Source organism: Methanobrevibacter wolinii SH, from assembly GCF_000621965.1.
Lineage (GTDB): Archaea > Methanobacteriota > Methanobacteria > Methanobacteriales > Methanobacteriaceae > Methanarmilla > Methanarmilla wolinii.
Genome location: NZ_KK211376.1, coordinates 14,046 through 37,483, shown reverse-complemented (window position 1 = coordinate 37,483; position 23,438 = coordinate 14,046). Strand labels below are relative to the sequence as shown.

Annotated in this window: 14 protein-coding genes; 11 read left to right on the top strand and 3 right to left on the bottom strand. The window is 23.5% G+C overall.

Annotation, left to right across the window (positions count from 1 at the left end; genetic code table 11):
• Positions 1-60: 60 nt before the first annotated feature.
• A complete protein-coding gene (locus T523_RS05280; protein WP_042707884.1) occupies positions 61-525 on the top strand; it encodes a pyridoxamine 5'-phosphate oxidase family protein in 465 nt (154 codons plus the stop codon).
• A 903-nt stretch (positions 526-1,428) separates the two neighbouring features.
• Here the strand turns inward: T523_RS05280 and T523_RS05275 are convergent.
• Together T523_RS05275 and T523_RS05270 are read right to left on the bottom strand one after the other, a co-directional pair.
• A complete protein-coding gene (locus T523_RS05275; protein ID WP_042707883.1) occupies positions 1,429-2,202 on the bottom strand; it encodes an exodeoxyribonuclease III in 774 nt (257 codons plus the stop codon).
• A gap of 9 nt (positions 2,203-2,211) precedes the next feature.
• Positions 2,212-2,907 (bottom strand): TIGR02253 family HAD-type hydrolase, encoded by a 696-nt coding sequence (locus T523_RS05270; protein WP_042707882.1) that lies wholly within the window; start codon positions 2,905-2,907, stop codon positions 2,212-2,214.
• Between the two features lie 495 nt (positions 2,908-3,402).
• Between T523_RS05270 and T523_RS05265 the strand changes: the two genes are divergently transcribed.
• The 6 genes from T523_RS05265 to T523_RS05240 all read left to right on the top strand — a co-directional run bounded on the left by T523_RS05265 (position 3,403) and on the right by T523_RS05240 (position 16,722).
• Positions 3,403-4,065, top strand: coding sequence for a DNA polymerase domain-containing protein (locus T523_RS05265; RefSeq protein ID WP_042708143.1), 663 nt, complete (start codon positions 3,403-3,405; stop codon positions 4,063-4,065).
• Positions 4,066-4,339: 274 nt separating this feature from the next.
• Entirely contained in the window at positions 4,340-4,717 is a 378-nt protein-coding gene (locus tag T523_RS05260; protein WP_042707881.1) for a 30S ribosomal protein S8e, read from the top strand.
• A 347-nt stretch (positions 4,718-5,064) separates the two neighbouring features.
• On the top strand, positions 5,065-10,110 hold the full coding sequence (locus tag T523_RS05255; protein WP_084486445.1) for a cobaltochelatase subunit CobN: 5,046 nt from the start codon (positions 5,065-5,067) through the stop codon (positions 10,108-10,110).
• Positions 10,111-10,575: 465 nt separating this feature from the next.
• Positions 10,576-14,370, top strand: coding sequence for a right-handed parallel beta-helix repeat-containing protein (locus T523_RS05250; protein WP_042707879.1), 3,795 nt, complete (start codon positions 10,576-10,578; stop codon positions 14,368-14,370).
• A 694-nt stretch (positions 14,371-15,064) separates the two neighbouring features.
• Entirely contained in the window at positions 15,065-16,075 is a 1,011-nt protein-coding gene (gene hypE / locus T523_RS05245) for a hydrogenase expression/formation protein HypE (RefSeq protein ID WP_042707878.1), read from the top strand.
• Positions 16,076-16,299: 224 nt separating this feature from the next.
• The gene (locus T523_RS05240; protein ID WP_042707877.1) at positions 16,300-16,722 is read left to right on the top strand and encodes an RDD family protein; all 423 of its coding nucleotides are present in this window, start codon (positions 16,300-16,302) and stop codon (positions 16,720-16,722) included.
• Between the two features lie 261 nt (positions 16,723-16,983).
• Here T523_RS05240 and T523_RS05235 read toward each other — a convergent pair whose 3' ends face one another.
• Positions 16,984-17,601 (bottom strand): thermonuclease family protein, encoded by a 618-nt coding sequence (locus tag T523_RS05235; protein WP_084486444.1) that lies wholly within the window; start codon positions 17,599-17,601, stop codon positions 16,984-16,986.
• Between the two features lie 214 nt (positions 17,602-17,815).
• Here T523_RS05235 and T523_RS05230 point away from each other — a divergent pair, with 214 nt between their 5' ends.
• The 4 genes from T523_RS05230 (at position 17,816) to T523_RS05215 (ending at position 23,112) form a co-directional block, all read left to right on the top strand.
• Entirely contained in the window at positions 17,816-18,520 is a 705-nt protein-coding gene (locus tag T523_RS05230; RefSeq protein ID WP_042707876.1) for a CRISPR-associated protein Cas4, read from the top strand.
• 442 nt (positions 18,521-18,962) lie between these two features.
• Entirely contained in the window at positions 18,963-20,258 is a 1,296-nt protein-coding gene (locus T523_RS05225) for a DEAD/DEAH box helicase (protein WP_052334650.1), read from the top strand.
• Between the two features lie 283 nt (positions 20,259-20,541).
• Complete coding sequence (gene pnuC / locus T523_RS05220; RefSeq protein WP_042707875.1) at positions 20,542-21,243, top strand: nicotinamide riboside transporter PnuC; 702 nt, start codon at positions 20,542-20,544, stop codon at positions 21,241-21,243.
• Positions 21,244-21,597: 354 nt separating this feature from the next.
• The gene (locus T523_RS05215; protein ID WP_042707874.1) at positions 21,598-23,112 is read left to right on the top strand and encodes a DUF2142 domain-containing protein; all 1,515 of its coding nucleotides are present in this window, start codon (positions 21,598-21,600) and stop codon (positions 23,110-23,112) included.
• The last annotated feature ends 326 nt before the right edge of the window (positions 23,113-23,438 follow it).

Here is a 23,438-nt window from a genome sequence, read left to right as displayed (position 1 = left end):
TTAATTTATTAAATAATTTTTATTTAACTTTTTAATAATTTTTTTACTAATTGTGATAATATGAGAAAAGAAAAGTATGAAATTACTGATTTTAAGACTATGATTCAGATTATTGATTCATCCACTACAGTTAGGCTTGGATTTAATACAGATAATCTTCCTTATATTGTTCCATTAAGTTTTGGTTATGAAATAATAGATGATAAAGTAATATTATATATTCATTCTGCTTCTGAAGGTCGTAAAATTGATTTAATTTCTGAAAATGATCATGTTACTGTTGAATTTGATAATTTTATTAAATATTATAATATAGGTCATAAATTTACTTGTAGTTATAATGCTCTCATGGCTGAAGGTAAGATTGAAGCTATTTATGATAATAATGAAAAAGTAAAAGCATTAAATTTATTATTAAATCATTGTGAATTTGATGAAAAAATTGATTCTAATGCTAAGTGTATGAAAATTACTAATGTTTATAAAATAACTTTAAGTAATTTATCTTGTAAAATACATGATTAAATTAAGTTATTCTTTATTATATTTTATTTTAAAATTTTATAGCTATTTTTATTTATTTTATTATTTTTATTCATATTTTTATCTGTTTTATTCTCATTTCTAATTTTTTTTAAATTTTTTTCTTTTTCTTTTTTTAATATTTTTAATTAAATTTATAGTAAGATTTATATACTATGAAAATATAACTATAGTTATACAATTATAACATACGTTATATTTTGTATATTTTTAAAACGTTTTAGGATAGAAGTCTATATTTTTATATCTCTATTATAAATACAAGTATGTGTATTTAATCATAAATTATATAGGCTTTTATCTATTTTTGAATGTTTTAAAAAGTTATATTAAATTTAACCATAAGAACAGTAAATAAATTCCATAAATTTTATTACTCTCATTATCCTTAATTTATGGTGTTTTCATTACTTAAGAGAAATAATAATTGCATAAGTTTCTAAATAGAAAATTATCCACATAATATATTATTCTGCCATTTAAAATATATCTTTTCTATTTAAAGATTTCATCTGTCAATGTATATGCAATTAACCTTCTCATTTTTAAATTTTTGAGTTTTACTTATTTTATTGTGTTTTTTCTAGTTTTATTTTTTATGTATATTTAATTAAATTCTTAGAATGCTTAGCTTTTTTGATGATTATTTTAAATCTATTGTTTTTAGATTATCTATAAAAATAGTATTTTTTTGTTGAAATCTTATTTTTTTTATAAGAATTTAAACTTAGTTAATATTTAAAAATCAATTTTTAAGAAATTTATTTATAAAAATTTTGAGGATTTTATCAAAGCCATAATTTAAAGATTAAATTTAATAAATTTATTTTAAAAATTAAAATATTTTAAAAAAGTTTAAAAATAGATAAAAGTTTAATTTTTTAATTAAACTTTAATTTTAAGCCCAATAGGACAATGATCAGAACCCATTACATCTGAAAGAATATAAGAATCTACAAGATGGGATTTAAATTCATCATTAACAAAAAAGTAATCAAGTCTCCATCCAACATTCCTATCTCTTGCACGTGTTCTGTAACTCCACCATGTATAGTTTTCAGGTTCTTTATTAAATTCTCTAAATGTGTCAATATATCCATTATCTAAGAATTTACTAACCCATTCTCTTTCAACAGGTAAAAATCCTGAAGTTTCTTCATTCTGTTTTGGACGAGCAAGGTCAATTGCTTTATGTGCAGTATTTAAATCTCCACATATTACTAAGTTTAAACCTTCTTCAACAAGAGAATTGGTATAATCAAGAAATGCATCATAAAAATCAAGTTTATACTTTAATCTTTCTTCAGATGATCCACCATTTGGATAATATATGTTTAATAATGTAAAATCATCATAATCAAGTCTAAGTAATCTACCTTCAATATCAAATTTTTTAATTCCCATTCCATTTATTACATTATTTGGTTTATATTTAGTATAACTTGCTACACCACTATATCCTTTCCTTTCTGCAGAATTAAAATATGAGGTGTAATTTGGGATATTTAATAATTTTTTAGGTAATTGATCGATTTGTGCTTTTGTTTCTTGTATTGATACAATGTCTGCATCATAAGAATTTAACCAGTCAATAAATCCTTTTCTATGTATTGCTCTTATACCATTTACATTCCATGATATTAATTCAATTTCATCCATTTTCACACCTTATAATACCGTATCCACATCTGATATATTATTTAAAACAGTTACATTGAGATTTTTATCTTCAATTTCTTGTTCTTGTTCAAAAGTTAATTCAGAATTTACTAAAATCCCGACCATTCCTGCATTTAATGCTCCTACAATATCTGTTTCATATTTATTTCCAACCATTACACTTTTATCAGCACTACAATGCATACGTCTTAATGCCTCTTTAAAAATTTCAGGATGTGGTTTTTCATAACCTACCTCTTCTGAAGTTAAAACAATATCAAAAAATGGGTGTAAATTTAATCTAATAAGTTTTTCCCATTGTTTAATTGTAAGTCCATTTGTAATTGCTCCTAATTTATAACCTTTTGTTTTAAGATAAATTAATATTGCAATTGTTCTTGGGAATGGTTGTAAAAGTGAAAATTTAACATTATGATATGTAGTCATACCAAGTGCTATTAAATATGGATCTTCTGCACCAATTACTCTTTTTGTAAGTACATTAAAATGTTTATCATAGTTTGAACCTTTCTCTGCTATGATTTCTTTAAATATATCGTATGCTTCATCTTCTTCAATAGGAAGACCATTTTCTACAATATTATTTATTGCTGCACGCCTTGCAGTTTCTGCAAAAGATGAAGTATCAAGTAATGTATCATCTATATCAAAAAATACTGCTTTATCTGTACAATTTTCATCCATTTTTATACGCCTATTATTTTTTAATTATTGAACTTTCATATAAATTTTAAGTATTATATATTAAAATCTATTTATTTATAATTTATATTTATTTTTATTAAATTACTTTTTTATATTATATTTTGTTTCTCTTGAAAGTATATTGAAATTTTAATTTTTAAAATTCTATTATTTTAAATTTAGAATAGTTTATATTTTTAATGGATTTTAAAGTCTGTATTTATCTTAAGATTATGTTTAATTAAAATTTATAAAATTTATTAAAATATAGATAAGATTTATTAGTTTAATAGTCTCAACACAAGGCTCTTTCTTACAAGTAATCTAAATATAGATAAGATTTAATTTTAGTTAAGATATCATTTATTAATTAAAAAGGTTTTTTAATATATAATATTAAATATAATATTAATTAGTATAAATTAATACTTTTACAAGGTGCTTTAATTGTTAAGAGAAAGAAATGAAGAAAGACCTAAAGAAAGTCCTGAACAAATGGAACTTGAAGATACTATTAAAGCTCAAGCACAAGTATTTTTAAGTGATTTTAATGCTAATTTACCTGAAATCATGGAACTTGAATATGAAGGATTTTATAGGAGAGGTTTTTTTGTAACTAAAAAAAGATATGCTGTAATTGAAGAAGGAAATATTATAGCTAAAGGTTTAGAACTTGTTAGGAGAGATTGGGCACCAATAGCTAAAAAAACACAAGAAGATGTTTTAATGGCTATTCTTAATGAAGGTAATGTTGATAAAGCTGTTGAAGTTATTAAAAATACTTTAAAAAAACTTAGGTCAAGGAAAGTTACTAAAGATGATCTTGTAATTCATACACAAATTACTAAAAGTCTTGATAAATATAAACAAATGGCTCCTCATGTAGCTGCTGCTTATAGGATGGAAGAACATGGTATTAAAGTAAATAGTGGAGACATTTTAAGATATGTTATTATTAAAGGGAAAGGTTCAATAAGTTCAAGAGCAATACCTTATGCATATGTTGATGATAGTACTGAATTTGATATAAATTATTATATTACTCATCAAGTAATTCCTGCAGTACAACGTATTATGAGTTCATTTGGTTATACTGAAAAAGAATTGGAACATTTAGATAGTAAAGAGAAACAACAAACTCTTGATGCATTTTTTTAGAAATTTTTACCTATTTATTCTTAAATATTTTTTTAATTTAAAAATATTTCTTATGAAATACTATTTTTAACAAGGTTTATATATTATAAAAACAAAATATTTTATTATCATTATTCTTAAATGACTCTTTTTGCTCTATTGTTCTTATTTTTAAAAAAGAATGTAAACAGGTATTTTCTTGCTTACTTGTTTATTTGAGAGTTATTTTAAGTTTGCGATTTAAAATTATTTATTTATAAAGTCTTTAACAAATTAAATTTTATTAGGTGAAATAATGGCAATTAGTCAAGGTAAATCAATTAGAAGTCCTTCTGGTGGAAGATTAAGAGCAAATCGTGGAAAAAGAAAAGCAGAATTAGGAAGATCTTCTGCAGAAACTAAATTAGATTCAAAAAGATTAAGAAAAATCAGAACTCGTGGTGGAAATGAAAAACTTCGATTAGATGGTGGAAATAAAATCAATGTTGTTGATCCTAAAACCCACAAAGCTGAAGTTTTAGATATTTTAGATGTAAGTGAAAATAAAGCAAACCCTAACTACGTAAGAAGGAATATTATTACTAAAGGTGCTATTGTAGAAACTGCAAAAGGTAAAGCTAAAGTTACATCTAGACCAGGTCAATCTGGAGTTATTTCAGGAGTTTTATTATAAACTCTTTTTAATCTTTTTTTTATATGTTTTTTGTTTTTTCTAGTTTTTTGTGTTATTTATTGTTTTTTTTCTAGTTTTTTCTAGTTTTTTGTTTTATTTGTTGTTTTTATTAAAATCTTTTTTATATTTACTTTTTCTAGATTTATAGTTCTTTATTTTATTATAATTTATTTTATTTTAATTTTTCTTGTATTTTATTTCTTTTATTTTTATTTTTTCTCTTTTTAATCTAATTTATATAAATTTATTTTTATTTTTAATAAATTATATATACTATTTTTAAGATAAAATAAACTATAATCAAAAATATTTTAATTATTTTAAATAGTTTTTGATTATTCAATTAGATGGAGGTAAAAAAAATTCAGAAGACAAGAAAGTTAATATTACTTTCTTTAATTATTATGATTATGTTAATATTTGTTTCAAGTATTTCTGCTAGTGAGCTATCTGTTAATACATCAACTAATAGTTCTATATCTCATACTAATTCTATTTCTGTTACTAATTCAGAATTGGTGGATAATAAAAATATTTCTAATAATACAAATAATAAAACTTCAAATAATGCTCTAAAGCAGTTTAGTACAAAAACAAATGTAGTTCAAGATGTTAAAAATCCTGTTTTAAACATTTCAACTTCTGAAGCATATAATAAATCTTCAAAAAATTATACTATGAATGGAGTACCTGTGTCTGGAGCTAAAATTAAGATTTATGATCCTTCAAATACCTTGATATATTCTGGTGTTTCAAATGATAAAGGTTATCTTTTGATAGGAAGTTTAACTTCTGGTTATGGTAATTATAAAATTGTATGTTCTTATTCTACTTATGTAGATGAAACTATTGTTTTTAATTATGATAGACGACATTTATTGAATAATAAAATTAAATGTTTATTTAAACCAGATTTATGCTTTATTACATATTATCAAGGTAATAAAAATAAAATGGATTATTTATCAACATTAAGTAAGCGTGTATTTTATATTGATAGTGTTAATTTCAATAATAATCCTAATTTGTGGTTAATTGCTTATGCTAATTATATACAAATGGATATGTTTACTTCTTCATTTTACACAGATAATGTTAAGAATTTAATTATAGAATCACCAGCAAATAAAAATCATATGATTTCTTATATATTTGGTCAATCTGATAGTGCTAATCTTGGATTTAATTATGTAGGTACTAAAAATGGTAATAATACAATTAATACAATAGAAAATACTTATATTGGATCTTATTATCAACCTAATGATTATAAAAATTCAAAAGTTATCAGTACAAATATGGAGAATTTATATGCATATATTTTATATTTACTTGGTGAAAGTTCAGTAAATCCAGTTCGTGATTCAACTAGAACTCCAGTAATGGATTCAACTTGGGGTATTTATCATCCTGCTTATGGTTGTTTCGAACTTCGTCCAAATCAAACTCAAATCAATGATTGGATTTTAAAAGATCCTGGTTATGATAAAGATGGTAAAGGTAGTTTAAATTGGATGATTATTGAATATGTAAAATGGCAAGGTTCTAATTCTATGTCTTCCATTTTTAAAGATTTTGAGAATTGGTATAATTCTTATCAAATAAATTCTACTAATATCTATGGTGGAGATGAGCTTACTGATAAAAAATCTTATTTAAGTAAAGTTAATACAAGTTCTCCATTTATTGCAATTGTAAGTTATTATCCTGGCGGAGATTTAATGGATAATTTAATTAAAGCATATGAATCTCAAGGAAGAGCAGCATTTAATTTGTATCAAATTACAACTACTCCTGCTATGAGTTCTTTATTATTATCATTCCAAAATAATAGTAAACGTCATATTTCTGCTGTTAATTCTTTATACTCTTGGTCATTAAATTATAATAACTCTACAAAAGCAATTGAAGAATTAAAAGAATTAAATGTTGAAGTTATTAAAGTTTTAGATAAAGTTAGTGAAAAAAGTTATACAAGTGATCAAGGTCCTCAAAGTGAATGGACATATTCTGTAACTATTCCTTCATTTGAAGGTGTATTTGGTACAGTATTAGTTTCATATATTAATGCAACTACTGGTCAAGAATGTATAATTGATTCTGGTGTTAAAAAATTAGTAAACCTTACTATTGGTTGGGCTAATCTTAAAGAATTGAATAATTCTAATAAGAAAATTTCAATTATCTTATATAACTATCCTCCTGGAAAAAGTGATATTGGAGCATCTTATTTAGATATATTTAATAGTACTTATATCATGCTTCATTTATTAGCTCAAGAAGGATATAATCTAGGTATGGATGAAAAAGATCTCCCTAATTTAACTACTTTAACTGATATGATTTTAGAGGCATGTAACAAAGGTTCATGGGCTCAAGGTTATTTAAATAATTATGTAGATAAATATTGGGATGTTCTTATGGCTAACCATCAATTGATTAATGAATCTGAATTTAAAACTTATTTAGATTCTTTAAATCCTAAATTGAAACAACAATTAATTGAACATTGGAATGATACTATAGGTAATATTATGGTTTATAATGGTACTAAACATAAAGGAAGGTTTATTGTAATACCTGGTATTATGTTTGGTAATGTTTTTGTTACTTTCCAACCAAGTAGAGGATGGGAAGTCAGTAAAATTGAAGATTACCATAGTTCTGTTTTACCACCTCATCAACAATATGTTTCATTTTATAAATGGTTATCACAAACATTCCATGCTAATGCACTTATTTATATGGGTACTCATGGTACTGAAGAATTCTTACCTGGTAAAAGTATAGGACTAACTGAAAATGATTGGTCATTTGAATTTGTTGATACACCATCAATTTATCCATATATTGTTTCTGATCCTGGAGAAGGTATAGTTGCAGTAGATAGGATGGATGCTTTGGTTATTACCCATATGACTCCTGCATCTGTAATGTCTGATTTATATGGTAATTTATCTAAAATTAATGATTTAATTCGAAGTTATAATAAAGCTATTAATGTTGGAGATACTGCATCTGCAGAAGAATATAAAAAAAGTATTTTAATATTAGCAAATTCTGATTCTCTTAAATTAACTCTTCCAAGTGAAAATCAGACTTTTGATGATTGGTTAGAACAATTAGATAGTAAATTAGATGATTTACAATCTGATACTATTACTTATGGTGTTCATAGTTTAGGAAAAGTTTTAACTGGTTATGAATTAATTCAGGAAATAATAACAATTACTTCCTCTCAAACTGATATTTATACTGAAATTCTTCATAAACTATATCCAAATCTTAGTAAATTAGATTTTTATAAAGATATTTATAAAAATAAAGAGTATAAAGCTCAAATTAATGAGACTAAAACTTGGTTAAATGATTTCCTTACTTATTTAGTAAATGGAGTAGAATTTGATAAAGTTATTTCTTTATTTAATGTTACTAAAGAATCTAATTTATATAATGATTTAGTTTATGCTAATAAAACAATGAATGGTATTAGAGATAATAGAGAATGGAATGCAATATTTACTGCATTATCTGGTGGATATGTAGAGCCAGGTCTTTCAGGAGATCCTGCTTATTATGATGTACTTCCTACTGGTCGTTCAATGTATACTGGTGATACAACTAAAATGCCTACAAAACAATCCTTTGAAGCTGCTAAAAATCTTGTAGATAAAATGATTGTTAAATATTATGAAAGCCATAATAATACATTCCCTAAATTAACTGCAATTGTTATGTGGGGAACAGAGTTATTACGTACTGATGCTCTTGCAATTGGTGAATTCCTATGGTTTTTAGGTGTAGAACCAGTATGGTCACGTTCAGGTACTGTTGTTGGAGTAAACTTAATTAATTTGAAAAATTTAACTGTTACTCTTTCAAATGGAAAAATAATTAATAGACCACGTATTGATGTATTTACTAGTATGGTAACTAGTAATGTCCATTGGATTAGTCTTTTAATTAATGCATTAAGTCTTGTAAATAATACAAATGAAAGTTTCTCCCAAAACTATATTAAAGCACATTATAATGAAACTGGCTCCCTTGATAGGTTATTTGGTCTTAGGGGAGATGTTCTTGAAGGTACTGGTATGAGTGATTATTTACCAGCTACAAGTAGATGGTATGATACTAATACTGATGTATCTTCTCAAATGACTGATATATATTTAGATAGGGTTTCTCACTCTTGGACATTAGACGAAAATGGTAATATAGTTGTCTCAAAGAAAAGATCAAATTATGAATATTTACTTAAAAATGTTGATTTAATAACTCAAAATGTTGACAGTACATGGAGACTTTTAGATTCTGATGATTATTTTGATTGGCTCGGTGGTTTAGTAGGTGCTTCTAAAAGATTAGGTGGACATGCAACAACTTATGTTCCAGATACAAGGAATAAAAATAATATGGCGGTTCGTACTTTATCTGAAGAACTTGACTTAGAACTCCGTACAACTATTGCAAATCCAAAATATACTGGTGCTCTTACTGGTTCAACCTCTGGTTGGTTACAAATTGCTGCAAAAGTTCAAGATTTATATATGTTTGGAGCTGTAACTTCTGGTAAATTAGGTACTGGTCAATATAGGAATGGTGGTACTGGATCATTTGCATCTGGTTCTGTTGTAAGTAGTGATTCTTTTACTGTTGCTGCTAATGCAATTAATTCACTTTATTCTTCTGTAAATTCTGCTGCACAATCATACAGTTGGCAATCAATGGCTGCATGGATGATTTATGCTTCACAAACTGGATTATGGAATCCAAGTTCAACATCAGAGAAAAAATTACTTCAAAATTTAGTAAATAAATATGTTGATAGTGTTGTAAAATATCAAAATTTTGCATGTTGTCACCATACTGATCCTTGGTCTTTTAACAGAGATGTAACTCAAATGTATAGTGGTAGTAGTTCTACTCTTGCTAAATTCAATGCTTTATTTAAAGCAATGAGTGATACACAAAATGATATTTATTCAGAACAAAGTTCACAAGGAGCTACTAATGCTGCTAGTTCTCAAGTATATTCTGGTTCTAGTTCAGTTTCAAATTCTGGATCTAATTCAGGATCTAGTTCTGGTTCTGGTGCAAGTTCTGTAGGAGATTCTGGTACTAGTGGTTCTAGTGATGGAGGTTCTAAATCATCTGATAATGATGGAAAACAAGGTTCTAATTCAGATAATGGTCAATCTGGTTCTGATGCAGGATCTAGTTCCTCTAGTAATAAAGCTTATGAATTAAATAAGCAATCTAGTTCCTCTGGTGCACAAGCTTCATTACCAATTTATGTCTTAGTCATAATAGTAGTAATATTATTTATATTTGGTTTTGGTTTCTTTAAAAGAAACAAAGATGATGAGGATAATGATGATGAAATATATTAATTTATCATTTCTTCATCTTTTTTTAATTTTTAAGCTTGTTTAACTCATTATTTTAGTTTAAAGTTTAATTATTAATTAAAATAAATTTTTTATTTATGATTTTATTAAATCTATTTTTTATTATTTTTTTACAATTTATTTTTAAAAATATCTATTTTTTCATTTATTTATTAAATTTTTTTGATTATATATCAAATATTCTTAAAAAATATATATTATATAATTACATAAATATAATTCAACTATATTTTATTTTTATTAAAATATAGTCTATTAATATAAGAGTTTATAATTAAATTTATTTTTAAAATTAGCTAAAATCATAATTTTGGTTTATTTTTTGATAAATTAAATTTAGAAGTAGTTTTTTATATTTTATTAAGTTTTTAATTAAAATTTAATTAAACTACTTTTTTTAAAATGTTTTTATTTATATTTTAAAAAAAATTTGGATAAGGTGAAAGATTGAAATTCAATAAATTTTTAATTTTATTAATTGTTTTAATCGCTATTTTATCTATTGGTTCAATTTCTGCTAGTGATAATAATGATTCTTCTTCATTTCAAACATTAGATCCACATTCTGATATTTATTCATTTAATGTTTCTATATCTAGTTTACAAGAATCATCAATTAATGATTCATCATCAAATTCACAAGTAATTTCTTCTGTTTCAAATTCAAACAGTTCAGATATTGTATCTTTAAATGATAAAACAGTTAAAACAGGTAAAATTATTAATATAAATTCAAATAAGTATTCAACTTATTTTGATGAAGATGGAAATATTATATCTGGAATATCTTCTGGTGATACTTTAGATTTATCTGGTACATTTACAGATCAAAATTTCATTATTAATATACCTTTAACTATTACATCAAGTTCTAATACTGCTTTTCTAAGAAATTGTACAATTAATTTTTTAGAAGGATCTAATGGTTCTAAAGTATCTAATATTAAATTTAGTAATAATCATAGTTTTACACCAGGAGTATGGATTCAAAATACAAATAATATTACTATAAATAATATTGATTATTATGGTAATGGTCAAAGTGCTTATGGTGTGTATATACAGAATTCTACTAGATGTACTTTAAGTAATTCAAAAATAAAAACTGAAACTGGTACTGATGGTAAACATTGGACTCATCCTAGTATCTGTTTAAGTGGATCTCATTATAATACTATTATTAACAATAGTGTTGAAATCGGAGATAATGTAGGTATATATGCTTCTTATTACAATGATAAAAAATATTCTAATAATAATTATATTATTGGAAATATAGTAAGAACTATTATTAGTGATTCTACTTCATGGAATTATGCTATTCAAATGATGGGATCAAATAATTTAATTGAAAATAACACAGTTATTGGTTCTTATAGGGGTATATCTGCAACTCTTTCTAATAACACTGTTCGTGGTAATACAATAACTAATATTACTGGTGTTGATTTTTCTAATAAATCAACTATCTCTGGTGGTGATTATGCTATTATTGTTAATCTTAATTCAATAGTTGAGAATAATAAATTAATAAATGTTTATGCACAAACTGCTATTAATGTTGGTTCAAATTGTTTAGTAAGAAACAATACAATTGATAATGTATTATCAAGAGGTTATGGTATATCTGTAACTGGAAATAATACTAATATTTCTAATAATAATATAACAAATGATAAATCTGCTGCAATTGTAATTAATGGAGACATTCGTAATATTATTGTAAATTCTAATTATATAAACTCTAATTCTTATGGTGTTTTAGTTGTTAGACAATCTACTAAAAAGTATCCTAGAAATCTTACAATAATTAATAATTTTATTAATACTACTAATGATTGTTCTATTGATGCATTATATGCAGACAATGAAAATACTACTATAAACAATAACAATGTAAATGGTAAGAAAATTGTTTATCCTGAAGGTACTGTTATTGAAGATGATACTCACATTAAATATAATGGTACAAAAATTATTATTACTCCAGATACTTACTCTATGTACTTTGATGATAATGGTATAATTGTACCTGGAACAATTAATGATAGAGATATTTTAATTTTTAGTGGTAACTTTACAAATAAAACTATGATTATATCCTCAAAAGTTAAAATAGAAGGTAATAATCAGACTAATTTATTTAATTCTACAATTAAAGTAATTTCACCTAATGTTTATATTTGTGATTTAAATATTACAAATAATAATCCAGGTATTATTAATCAATGGGGTATTTATGTATCTAATGGGGCAGATTATGTCTATATTATAAACAATAATATTAATGTAACAGATGATAAAACTGCTTACTGTATATATTTAGATGATCTTAATGGTGCTACTGTTGAAGGAAATTTCCTTTATTCAAGTGGAAATTATTTAACTTATACTATTCTTTGTCGTGAATTATATAATTCCACAATAAATAATAATGAAATATTTACAAATGGTACTGGTCAAGTTCATGGATATGAATCTGAATTATGTATTGATGGTGTTCATAGAATTCAAGAAATATATAGAACATATGGTATTTTATTAATTTATTCTAGTAATAATAATATTTCAAGTAATTATGTTTCTGTAGGTTCTAAATTAGCTAATGGAACATATATTAATAGTACTAATTCAATTGTCGGTATAGATATTTACTTTGATAGTAATAATAATACAGTTAATAATAACCATATTGAAGTTTCTGGTAATGATAATTATGTTTATGGTACTGGTTGTTTAGCTGCACAAACTGGTAAAGGAACCACCACTGCTAATAACAATAAATTTATCTCAAATGATATTATTCTTAATGCTAATAACTTTGTATCTGGTATTATCATTGGTTATTTAAGTAATAAAACAATAGTTGATAATAATGCTATTACATTAAACAGTAAAAATGATGCATATGGTATTACTCTTGAAATATCTCAAAATAATATTATTACAAATAATATTGTTAATGCTAAATCTGGAGCAATATATCTTTTAGAAATCTTTAGTTCAAATAATAATAAAATTTCTAATAATATATTTAATGGAAATGGTAGTTTTGTTTATGGTATTGCAGGATATGAAGCATCTAATAATACAATTAATTCTAATAAAATAAATGCATTTGGTGATTATAATACTGTTGATAAAGTAAGTAATCATGGTGATAGTATTACTGCAGGAATTGCAGGTATTTATCTAATAAAAAACTCTTTAAATAACAATATTAATTCAAATAATATTACAACAAATGGTTATTATGCAGTTAACATTACAGAAAATCAAAATATTGTAAAAAATAATTATCTTGTAGCAAATAATACTTATGGTAATAAAGCAGTAAATTATCTTAATGAAAATGTATCTAGTAATTATCCTAAAAATCTAAATATTAATTTCGATGTTGATAAAAAAGGAAATATTATAATTAAATTAACTGATGATGAAAATAATCCAGTTAATAATAAAACTATAACATACTTAATTAATGGAACCGAATCACCTAAAGCTTTAGTTACTGATGAAAATGGTCAAGCTGTAATCAATAATTTAAATGGAAAAATAAGATTAACCGTATTATTTAATGGTGATAATGAATATATTAAATCTAATAATTCTATTAAGGTATATGTTGTTAATAAAGTTCCTGTAAAATTAGGTACTAAAATTGTTTCATATGATTTTAATCAAGTTGCTGTTGATTTTTATCATGGTGAACGTGGTGGATACTTTGTATCTCAACTTCTTGATGTTAATAATAATCCTTTAGTTAATAAGACTGTTCAAGTTGGATTTAATGGAGTGGTTTATACTTTAACTACTGATGAGAATGGTTTAGCTAAACTTCAAATCAACCTTGCATGGTCTGGAATTTATACTTTTGCAGTATGTTATTTAGGTGATGATGATTATAATGGTAGTTTTGTTGTAAATAAAATTACAATTAGTAAAAAACCAACATCATTAGTAGTTCCAAATAAAAAGTATAGTCTTAGAACAAAATCTAAAGTTATTACTGTTACATTACAAGGTAAAAAAGCATTTGGACAAGGTTCTGTAGTCTGTGCTGGTAGAATAGTTAAAGTTACTGTAAATGGTAAAACATATACTGCTAAAACTAATTCTAAAGGTGTTGCTAATATTAAAGTAAACATCAATAGAAGAGGAACTTATACTGTAACTACTAAATTTGATGGAGATTATTGTTGTAATTCTCAAAAATCTACCTCAAAATTAATTATAGTATAAAAAAACCACAAATAAAAGTTTTTAATAAAAAAATTTATTAAAAACCCTTTTTTTTTATTTTTTAAATAATTTTATTTAATTTTAAATGTTTTTTTTAATATTTATTAAATTTTTTATTTTTTTGGGTTATTTAGTTTAATTTGGTCTAATTTATGTTTTTTTTAGTTTTTTATTGTGCTTTTTTAGTTTAGATTAATTTTTTTAGTTTTTTATTGTGGTTGTTTTGTTAATTTAGGTTTTTAGTTAAACATAAATATTTTTATTAAATTTTTTAATGAAAATTTAATTTATTATGCTTTTTAGTTTTAATGATATACATAATAACTACTTAATTTTATTAATATGATTTTTAAACTAAAATATTTAATTTATCAATTATTTATATAATATTTATTAATTAATACTATCTTTTAATTTAAAGCTTATTTAATTAAATCCATTTTTTGAATTATAAATTTTATAGTTTATTGTTAATATTAAATTTTCTTTTTTGAATTTTTAGTTTTAAAAATAAATTATATCCTAGATTTAAAAAGAAATAAACCTAATAAAAATTTAAATTTTTGAATTAAATAAGTTTTTAAAGATTTTAAAAATTATAATAAATTTCATTAATTATTTAATAATGTAAGTATAAATACTAATGTATATTAAATAACTTTTATTTTATTTTAAAAAACTACAAGGAGATACTATGAAAATTGGAATGAACCATGGTGCTGGTGGAGAAGTAATGGAAAGCCTTATTAAAGATACTATTTTATCAAATATTTCTAAAAAATCAGTTAATGGAGGTATAGGTTTAGAATCTTTAGATGATGGAGCAACTATACCTATTGGTGATTATGAAATTGTTGTTACTACTGATGGACATACTGTAGATCCTCTTTTCTTCCCTGGTGGAGATATTGGAAGAATTGCTGCAGCTGGTACTATTAATGATGTTTCTATGATGGGTGCAAAACCTCTTGCAATTACTAATGCAATGATTGTTGCAGAGGGATTTGATATTGAAAATATGGATAAAATCATTAAATCTATGAATAAAACTTGTGAAGAAGCAGATGTTGCACTTGTTGCTGGTGATACTAAAGTAATGGAAGCAGATAAGTTAGATGGTATTGTTATTGCTACTACTGGTTTTGGTATTGCTAAAAAAGGTGAAATTGTAAGAGATGCTGGTTTAGAACCTGGTGATAAAATCATTGTAACTGGTAGTATTGGTGATCATGGTATGAGTCTCATGTCATTTAGGGAAGGTTTTGGTTTTGAAACTGATTTAAAATCTGATTGTGCACCTATGTGGAATCTTGTTAAAAAAGCTCTTGATGTTGGCGGAGTAACTGCAATGAAAGATCCTACTCGTGGTGGATTTGCAAATGCAATTAATGAAATGGCAGATAAATCTGGTGTAGGTGTTGTTTTACAAGGTGGAGATATTCCAATTAAAAAACAAGTTCATGCTGTTTCTGAAATGCTTGGAATTGATCCATTAGAAGTTGCAAATGAAGGAAAAGTTGTAATGGGTGTAAAAGCAGATAAAGCTGATGAAGTCCTTGAAGCAATTAAAACAGATAAATATGGTAAAGATGCTACAATTATTGGTGAAGTTGTAGAAGGTAAACATGTTATTATTGAAACTCCTGTAGGTGGACAAAGAATTCTTGAAGTCCCAATTGGAGACCCTGTTCCTAGAGTATGTTAATTTTAATAAATATTTAATTAATAATTTTAGTTTTTAATCTTTATTTAAAAAGTTTGAATTAAAATTATTTTATTTATTTTTTTTAATAATTTTATATAATGATTTTAAAATTAGTTTGAATTAAAATTATTTTATTTATTTTTTTAATAGATTTATATACTGATTTTAAAATTAATGTGGTTTTAAATATTAATTTTAAAATTAAATATTTAAAGAGGTTTAATATGGTAAGTTTAATAACTAAAAGGACTATTGCATATATCTTAGACTTTTTAGTGGTTTCAGCATTCATGTGGCCGATATCTTTTGTATTGTTTACATTTTGTAATCCTTTTTACAAATATCAAATATATCATTATTTTATTATTGTAGCTCCAATATTAATTATTATATATTTTGTTTTCTGTGAAAAGATTAAAGGTGCTACTGTTGGTAAATTATTAATGTTTATTGAAGTAGTTGATGATAATGGAGGTAGAATATCCTATAAACAATCTATAATTAGAAATATTTCTAAATTATGGTGGTTCCCAATAATATTTGATTTTGTTATTGGACAATTATATGGAAATAAACATGAACGTGTTTTAGGTCAATTATCTCATACAAAAGTTATTAATGAAGATAAATCAAAGTTTGATTTATAATTTCTTTTTTTAAATATTTTTTTTATTTTTATTCTTGTTAAGTATTTTTTTGTGTTTTTTAGGTTTATACTGTTTTTAGGTATTTTTAGTTTGTGTTTTTTGGGTTTATACTATTTTTAGTTAATATTTAAGAAAATAAGTAGATTTATTAATTAATTTTTTTTATAGTTTTTAAAAATAATTTTTTTATTTTAAAATAAGTTAAAAGATTAAAAAAATAGATTTTATCTATTTAAATAGATTCAATCTATTTTAAAGATATTATGCATATTTTGGATTTACTTTATAAGTACCATCTGGTAGACCAAGACCTTTTTGGAACTCAGAAGGAGGTATATACATTACTTCCGCTAATTGTTTAACAAGAAGTTGTTGATTTAAGTTTTCATCTTGATTGTCGTAAACAATTGCAAGAGTTCTATTATATTTATCATGTGGTCTAGCATCATCTATATCAAGATAAACAGTTTTATCTAAACATTTTTCTTTAATATAGTTTTTAGCATCATAATATCCATCTTCACCTTTTTCAGGTGTATTTACCCCTACAAATCTAACCTTTTCATTGCCACCAATACCATCAACTCGTATTGTATCTCCATCAATTACTTTATAACAATAACCTGTAACTTCATGTCTTACAGGAATTCCATAATGACTGTTTGAGTCTTTACTTGTTTCGCTATAAGCTGAAGCATTTGTACTATTACTAGTTGTATTGTTATCTGTAGTATTTGTATCAACACTACTATTTGTATAGTATTGATTATCATCAACAGAGTTTTCATATGAGTCATAATTATGTGAACTAGCAGCAGTTATACATAAAATTGCCCCAATAATTAAAACGATTATTATAAATCCAGTAGTTTTTTTCATAGATATGATTATGTTTGTAAACTATTTATTTTTTATTATTCATTTTTCATGAAATTAATAGATTTATAAATATTGTTTGATTATTTTGAGTTTTTTATAATTTTATTAATTGATAATATAATATTTTAGTTCTAAAATTTTATTTTCAGTATAAATATTTAAATAAATTAAAATATAAACTAATTATAATTAAATAATTTTTAAGAGGCTTATAATGGAAAATAAATTAATTAATAATTATTCCAATTATGATTATGAAAATTATTCTAATTTTAAAGGTGTTCAAATAGTCAATGGAGTATTAAACTTTCCAATTAGCTGGTTAAATATTCAAGGTTACTGTGAATATTCTTTATACCTTCAATATGCTAAATGTATTCAAGTTCCATCTACTTTAGCAATGAAAAGAGGAACTGAAGTACATCAAAATCTTGAAGATAAATTTAAAGAAACTGCAAAACCAGCTAGTTTTAAAGATACTTTAAAAACTTCTAAAGAAATTGAAACAAAATCTAGGGAAATGTTTATTATAGAACCAGATTATGGTATTAGAGGTTATATTGATGAAGTTCAAATGACACCTAATGAGTTTATAATTATTGATGATAAACCTGGAACTAAGGCTTATCCTTCACATATTAATCAAATTAGAGCTTATTGTCTTGCATTTCAATCTATGGTTAATAAACAATCTAATAATGAAGACAATCGTAGGATAATTGGTGCATTACGTCAAAGAGGTACTGATAATATATTTTATACTGAAGTCTTTGATGAAAGTATTAAAGAGAATATTTTATATCTTATTAAACGTATGCATGGATTAATTGAAGGTTCTAAACCATTTATTCCAACTAAAAATCCTAATAAATGTAGAAGTTGTAGATTTAAGGATAAATGTGAAAATAATCTTTCATAAATTTTTATTATATTAAATAATTTTTAAATATTATAAAGATATTCTTTTTATAAATTTAATTTATAAATAACTTTTGATTAACTATTTTAATATATTTAAATATTTTAATTAATTTAATCTATTTTTATTTTTATTAGTTTTTAAATGAGATTTCTCTTATTAATGTTTTAATTGTTATTTTATTATTTAATAAGATTATTTCATGTTTTTTAATAATTATTTTAATGAGATTTCTCTTATTAATGTTTTAATTGTTATTTTATTATTTAATAAGATTTTTTTAATGTTTTAATAATTATTTATAGTTTTTATTATTATTTAATTTGATTTAATGATTAATCTTTTTAAACTCTTGATTATTGGTTTTATTTCTATACTTTTTAATTTATTGTTTAAATTATTAATCAGAATATATTGTATTATTTTTTTAAGGGTTGTGTTTATGAGTAAAAAAAATATAAATTTTAATGATTTTAATATAAAAGATGAGATTAAAAGAGCTATTAAAGATATGGGATTTGAAGAACCTAGTCTTATTCAAAAGAAAGCTATTCCTGAAGGTCTTAAAGGGAGAGATTTAATTGGTCAAGCTCAAACAGGTACTGGTAAAACTGTAGCATTTGCAGTTCCTGCATTAAATAAGATTTGGATTGAAGATAAATCACCACAAGTACTTGTACTTACCCCTACAAGGGAATTAGCTATTCAAGTTGCAGGAGAATTTGGTAAACTTTCACAATATATGAAAAAATTAAGAATATTGCCTGTTTATGGTGGACAACCTATTGGAAGACAAACAAGATTTTTAAAAAAAGGAGTTCATGTAGTTATTGGTACTCCAGGTCGTGTAATTGATCATATCAATAGGGGAAATTTAGATGTTTCTGCAATAGAGACACTTGTTCTTGATGAAGCTGATGAGATGTTAGATATGGGTTTTATTGATGATATTGAAAAAATCATTAAGAGAACACCTAAAAATAGACAAACTCTTCTCTTTTCAGCAACTATTTCAAAAGATATTAAACGTATTGCTAATAAGTATCAGAATAATCCGGAACATATTAAGATTAAACCTACTAAATTCACAGTCCCTAAAATTAATCAATATTACTTTGAAGTTCCAAGAAATAAAAAGATAAGTGTTTTATGTAATATACTTGATTTATATGATATTAATCTTGCACTTGTATTCTGTAATACTAAGAAACAAGTTGATTTTTTAAAACGTAAAATGAAAAGTAGAGGTTACTCTGTAGGTGCAATTCATGGGGATATGAAACAAACAAAACGTGATAGAGTAATGGATAAGTTTAGGAAAGGAAAAATAGATCTTTTAATTGCAACTGATGTTGCAGCAAGAGGTATTGATGTTCCAAATGTTGAAGTTGTATTTAATTATGATGTTCCAAGTAGTGATGAATTTTATGTTCATAGAATTGGAAGAACAGGAAGGGCTGGGAAAGTAGGTTATGCATTTACTTTTGTATCTGGACGTGATGTTAAACAATTTAGAAGTATTCGTAGAAATACTCATCAAAAAATTAAGCAAAGGAAAGCTCCAACATTTGAAGATGTTGAGATGAAAAAATATAATATTATTTTAAATGAAGTAAAAAATATTATTGATAATAAAGATTTAAGTAAAAACATTAATTTAATTGAAAATTTAATGGTTGAAGATTACGATTCTGTTGAAATTGCAGCTGCTTTACTAAAATTAATTAAAAAAAATTAATTTTTTCTTTATTTTTTTTCTTTTTGGTTTTATTTTTAGGTATTTTTTAGTTTTTTCTTTTTTATTTTAATTTAAGAGTAATTGTGTTTTATGTTTAACTTAAAATCTTAAATTGATGTTTTGATTAATGTTTTTCTTTTAAAAATTTTATAAAATGTCTAGATAAAAATTTTGAATTTTGACTTTCTGACAAATCCTCAATTTTTTCTAAAAATCAAATATAAAATTATAATTATTAACAATTTTATAAAATATATTATTAAGATTAAAATGGGAAATTTTTATGAATGTTCAAAAATTATTAAGGGATGAAGTTTCTGGATGGAAAAATTGGGAGAAAACATGGTTTATACTTGCTACAATATCTGTTTTTATATTATCCTTATTATCAAATAATAATTTATTAAGTTTAATTACTGCTGTAACTGGTGTTATTTCAATTATATGTTCTGGTAAAGGTAAATTAGCAGGTTTTGTATTTGGTGCTATTAATGCTACATTATATGCATATATTGCATTTACTAGTATGTATTATGGGGAAATGTTACTTAATTTATTTTATTTCTTGCCTATGGAATTCTATGGTTTCTATGTCTGGAGTAAACATATGAATCCAGAGACTAAAGAGGTTAATAAAAAATCTTTATCAAATAGAAATAGAATTATTGTTATAATTGCAGTAATTCTCGGTGGTCTTGTTTATGGATTTATACTACAAAACTTCAATGATGCAATGCCATTTGTAGATTCATTACTTAGTATATTGTCTATTATTACAATGTTCCTTGCTATTGAGATGTATATGGAGAATTGGATTTTATGGATTTGTGTAAACCTTTTAAGAATTTTACTTTGGGTTTATTCTACTATGAATGGATTAAATAATATTCCAATGGTTTTAATGAGTTCTGTTTATCTTATTAATTCTATTATAATGTTTGTTAAATGGAAACGTGAGGTTGATAGTAATATGCTTAATTCTTAAATTATTTTTTTTTTTAAATTTTTAAATTTAATTAATTTTTTTTAAATTAGATATAAATTATTTTTAATATTTTTTAAAATTTATTATATTCTTGAATTTTTAGGATATTTTAGTATTGTTTATGTCCTTAAAATTTTTATAAATAAACTTTCTTAAAATTGATTTTCAAGTATTAACTAATTTTAAATTTTTATAAAAAATAGTTTTCAATAGATTCGATATTTTTATTTAATTAATTGATTTATTTCAATTTTATTTTAATTTTATTAAACTTAATTTTCTTTTTTTTATTTTTAAATCATAGAATTTATATATTTTAAATTTTAAACTTATATATTAATAAAGGGGAGAATTATGTTTGATTTTAAGAAAAACAATAATTTATATATAAGTTTTTATATAATATTTTCAGTTTTATTTATTGCATATCAGTCTTCTATAAAAAATATTAATTTAAAGGGTACTCTTTTATTATTTGGACTTTTAATTATTATTGCTTCTTTTTTAATTCTTTATTTATATGATAAAGATTTACCAATTTATAAATTGGCATTTATATTAATATTGACCTTTGGAGTTTTATGTGTATTTTTATCTCCAATTGTTAGTATTTCTGATGAAAGTGAGCATTTTGTTCGTTCAGAAATGACTTCTCGTGGAGTCATTGAACCAGTTTATGTTAATAATACAAATCATTTACTTAGAGGTTATGAAACTATTGCATCTGTACATGGTGCTGCTATTCATAAATTAGGTGGTAAAACTGTATTTGAAACTACTTGGGATGATAAAAAAATTAATTATAAAAAATCTTTTGTAGGTTCTTCTTTTGCTCAAAATCCTTTTTATGGCTATATTCCACAGGCAATAGGTATTGATATTGCTAAAGCTTTAAATCTTAATAATATATGGATGCTTTGGTTAGGTAGATTATGTAATCTTTTAATGTATGCATTTATTGCTTCATATGCAATTAAAAAAGCACCTCATTATAAAAAAGCATTATTCTTAACTGCTTGTTTTCCTCTTGCAATTTCACAAGCAGGATCATTAAGTATTGATGCTACAGTTAATAGTCTTGCTCTTTTAACTATTGCTTATTTTTTATATATTTATTTTAAAGATGATTCTACTGTAGGTTTATTGGATGTTTCAGTCTTTTTAATCTTAGATTTACTTTGTGGTTTAACTAAAGTAACTTATTTAGGTTTAATATTGTTGATCTTTTTAGTTCCTAAATCTAGATTTAATCTTAAAAAATCATTTTATTATTCTCGTATTGGTCCTATTTTTATTTTCATCATTGGTTTATTATGGTCACATTTTGCTGAGAAAAAATTGGCTCTTTCATGGAGAGCAAGTTATGCTTTAAGACATGGTGTTAATCCAACTATACAATTATTATATATTTCAAAACATTTAGGTCAGTTTTTAACTACTTTATTTGATTTTAATAATTTAAAAATACTTTATTTAGGATTATTCTATTTTGGACATGGTCATTTTTGTTCTTTTACTTCATTGTTTTTAGTTATCACATTTTTTGTATTTTATTGGATATTTACATTAAATTATTCTGAAAAACAATTGTTTAATAAAAAAACAAGAATAGGTATATTTTTAATTTTTTGTATAATTTATTATGGTACTTTATTTGTCCAATATTTAACTTGGTGTCCTATTGGTGCTACTAAAATATATGAAATTGAATTTGGTAGATATTTTATTCCACTTGTAGCACTAGGTCCTATGATATTTAATCTAAATAAAGATAAAATTTTGTATAAATTTTCTGATAAACTGTTTTATACTTTAATTATATCTTTTATGGGTATTTTAGTACTTTTAACATTTATTACATTTTATTAAATTATATTTTTTCTTTAAATTCCATAAATTTTAAAAATTATATTTAAATCTAAAAATAATATTTATTAAAAAATTAAAATTTTAAATAAATTTAGGTTTTAAACAGTTTATTTTTTTAACTTTTTTTAATTTTTATAGATGATTAATATTTCTTGTGTTTTTTAAATTGTATATTTAGAATTTTTGGATATAAAAAAATTAGAAAGATTATCATGTTTTTTGTGTTTTAAATCTATTTTTTATAATAATCTAAATTGTATTAATACTTAAAGATTAAATTTAAAAATATAATTTTAAAAATTAGAGTAATTTCAATAAATCTTTTT

Coding starts and splice junctions, on each gene's coding strand:
- T523_RS05280 (WP_042707884.1), top strand. CDS start 61: ATGAGAAAAGAAAAGTATGAAATTACTGATTTTAAGACTATGATTCAG.
- T523_RS05275 (WP_042707883.1), bottom strand. CDS start 2,202: ATGGATGAAATTGAATTAATATCATGGAATGTAAATGGTATAAGAGCA.
- T523_RS05270 (WP_042707882.1), bottom strand. CDS start 2,907: ATGGATGAAAATTGTACAGATAAAGCAGTATTTTTTGATATAGATGAT.
- T523_RS05265 (WP_042708143.1), top strand. CDS start 3,403: ATGGAACTTGAAGATACTATTAAAGCTCAAGCACAAGTATTTTTAAGT.
- T523_RS05260 (WP_042707881.1), top strand. CDS start 4,340: ATGGCAATTAGTCAAGGTAAATCAATTAGAAGTCCTTCTGGTGGAAGA.
- T523_RS05255 (WP_084486445.1), top strand. CDS start 5,065: ATGGAGGTAAAAAAAATTCAGAAGACAAGAAAGTTAATATTACTTTCT.
- hypE (WP_042707878.1), top strand. CDS start 15,065: ATGAAAATTGGAATGAACCATGGTGCTGGTGGAGAAGTAATGGAAAGC.
- T523_RS05240 (WP_042707877.1), top strand. CDS start 16,300: ATGGTAAGTTTAATAACTAAAAGGACTATTGCATATATCTTAGACTTT.
- T523_RS05235 (WP_084486444.1), bottom strand. CDS start 17,601: ATGAAAAAAACTACTGGATTTATAATAATCGTTTTAATTATTGGGGCA.
- T523_RS05230 (WP_042707876.1), top strand. CDS start 17,816: ATGGAAAATAAATTAATTAATAATTATTCCAATTATGATTATGAAAAT.
- T523_RS05225 (WP_052334650.1), top strand. CDS start 18,963: ATGAGTAAAAAAAATATAAATTTTAATGATTTTAATATAAAAGATGAG.
- pnuC (WP_042707875.1), top strand. CDS start 20,542: ATGAATGTTCAAAAATTATTAAGGGATGAAGTTTCTGGATGGAAAAAT.
- T523_RS05215 (WP_042707874.1), top strand. CDS start 21,598: ATGTTTGATTTTAAGAAAAACAATAATTTATATATAAGTTTTTATATA.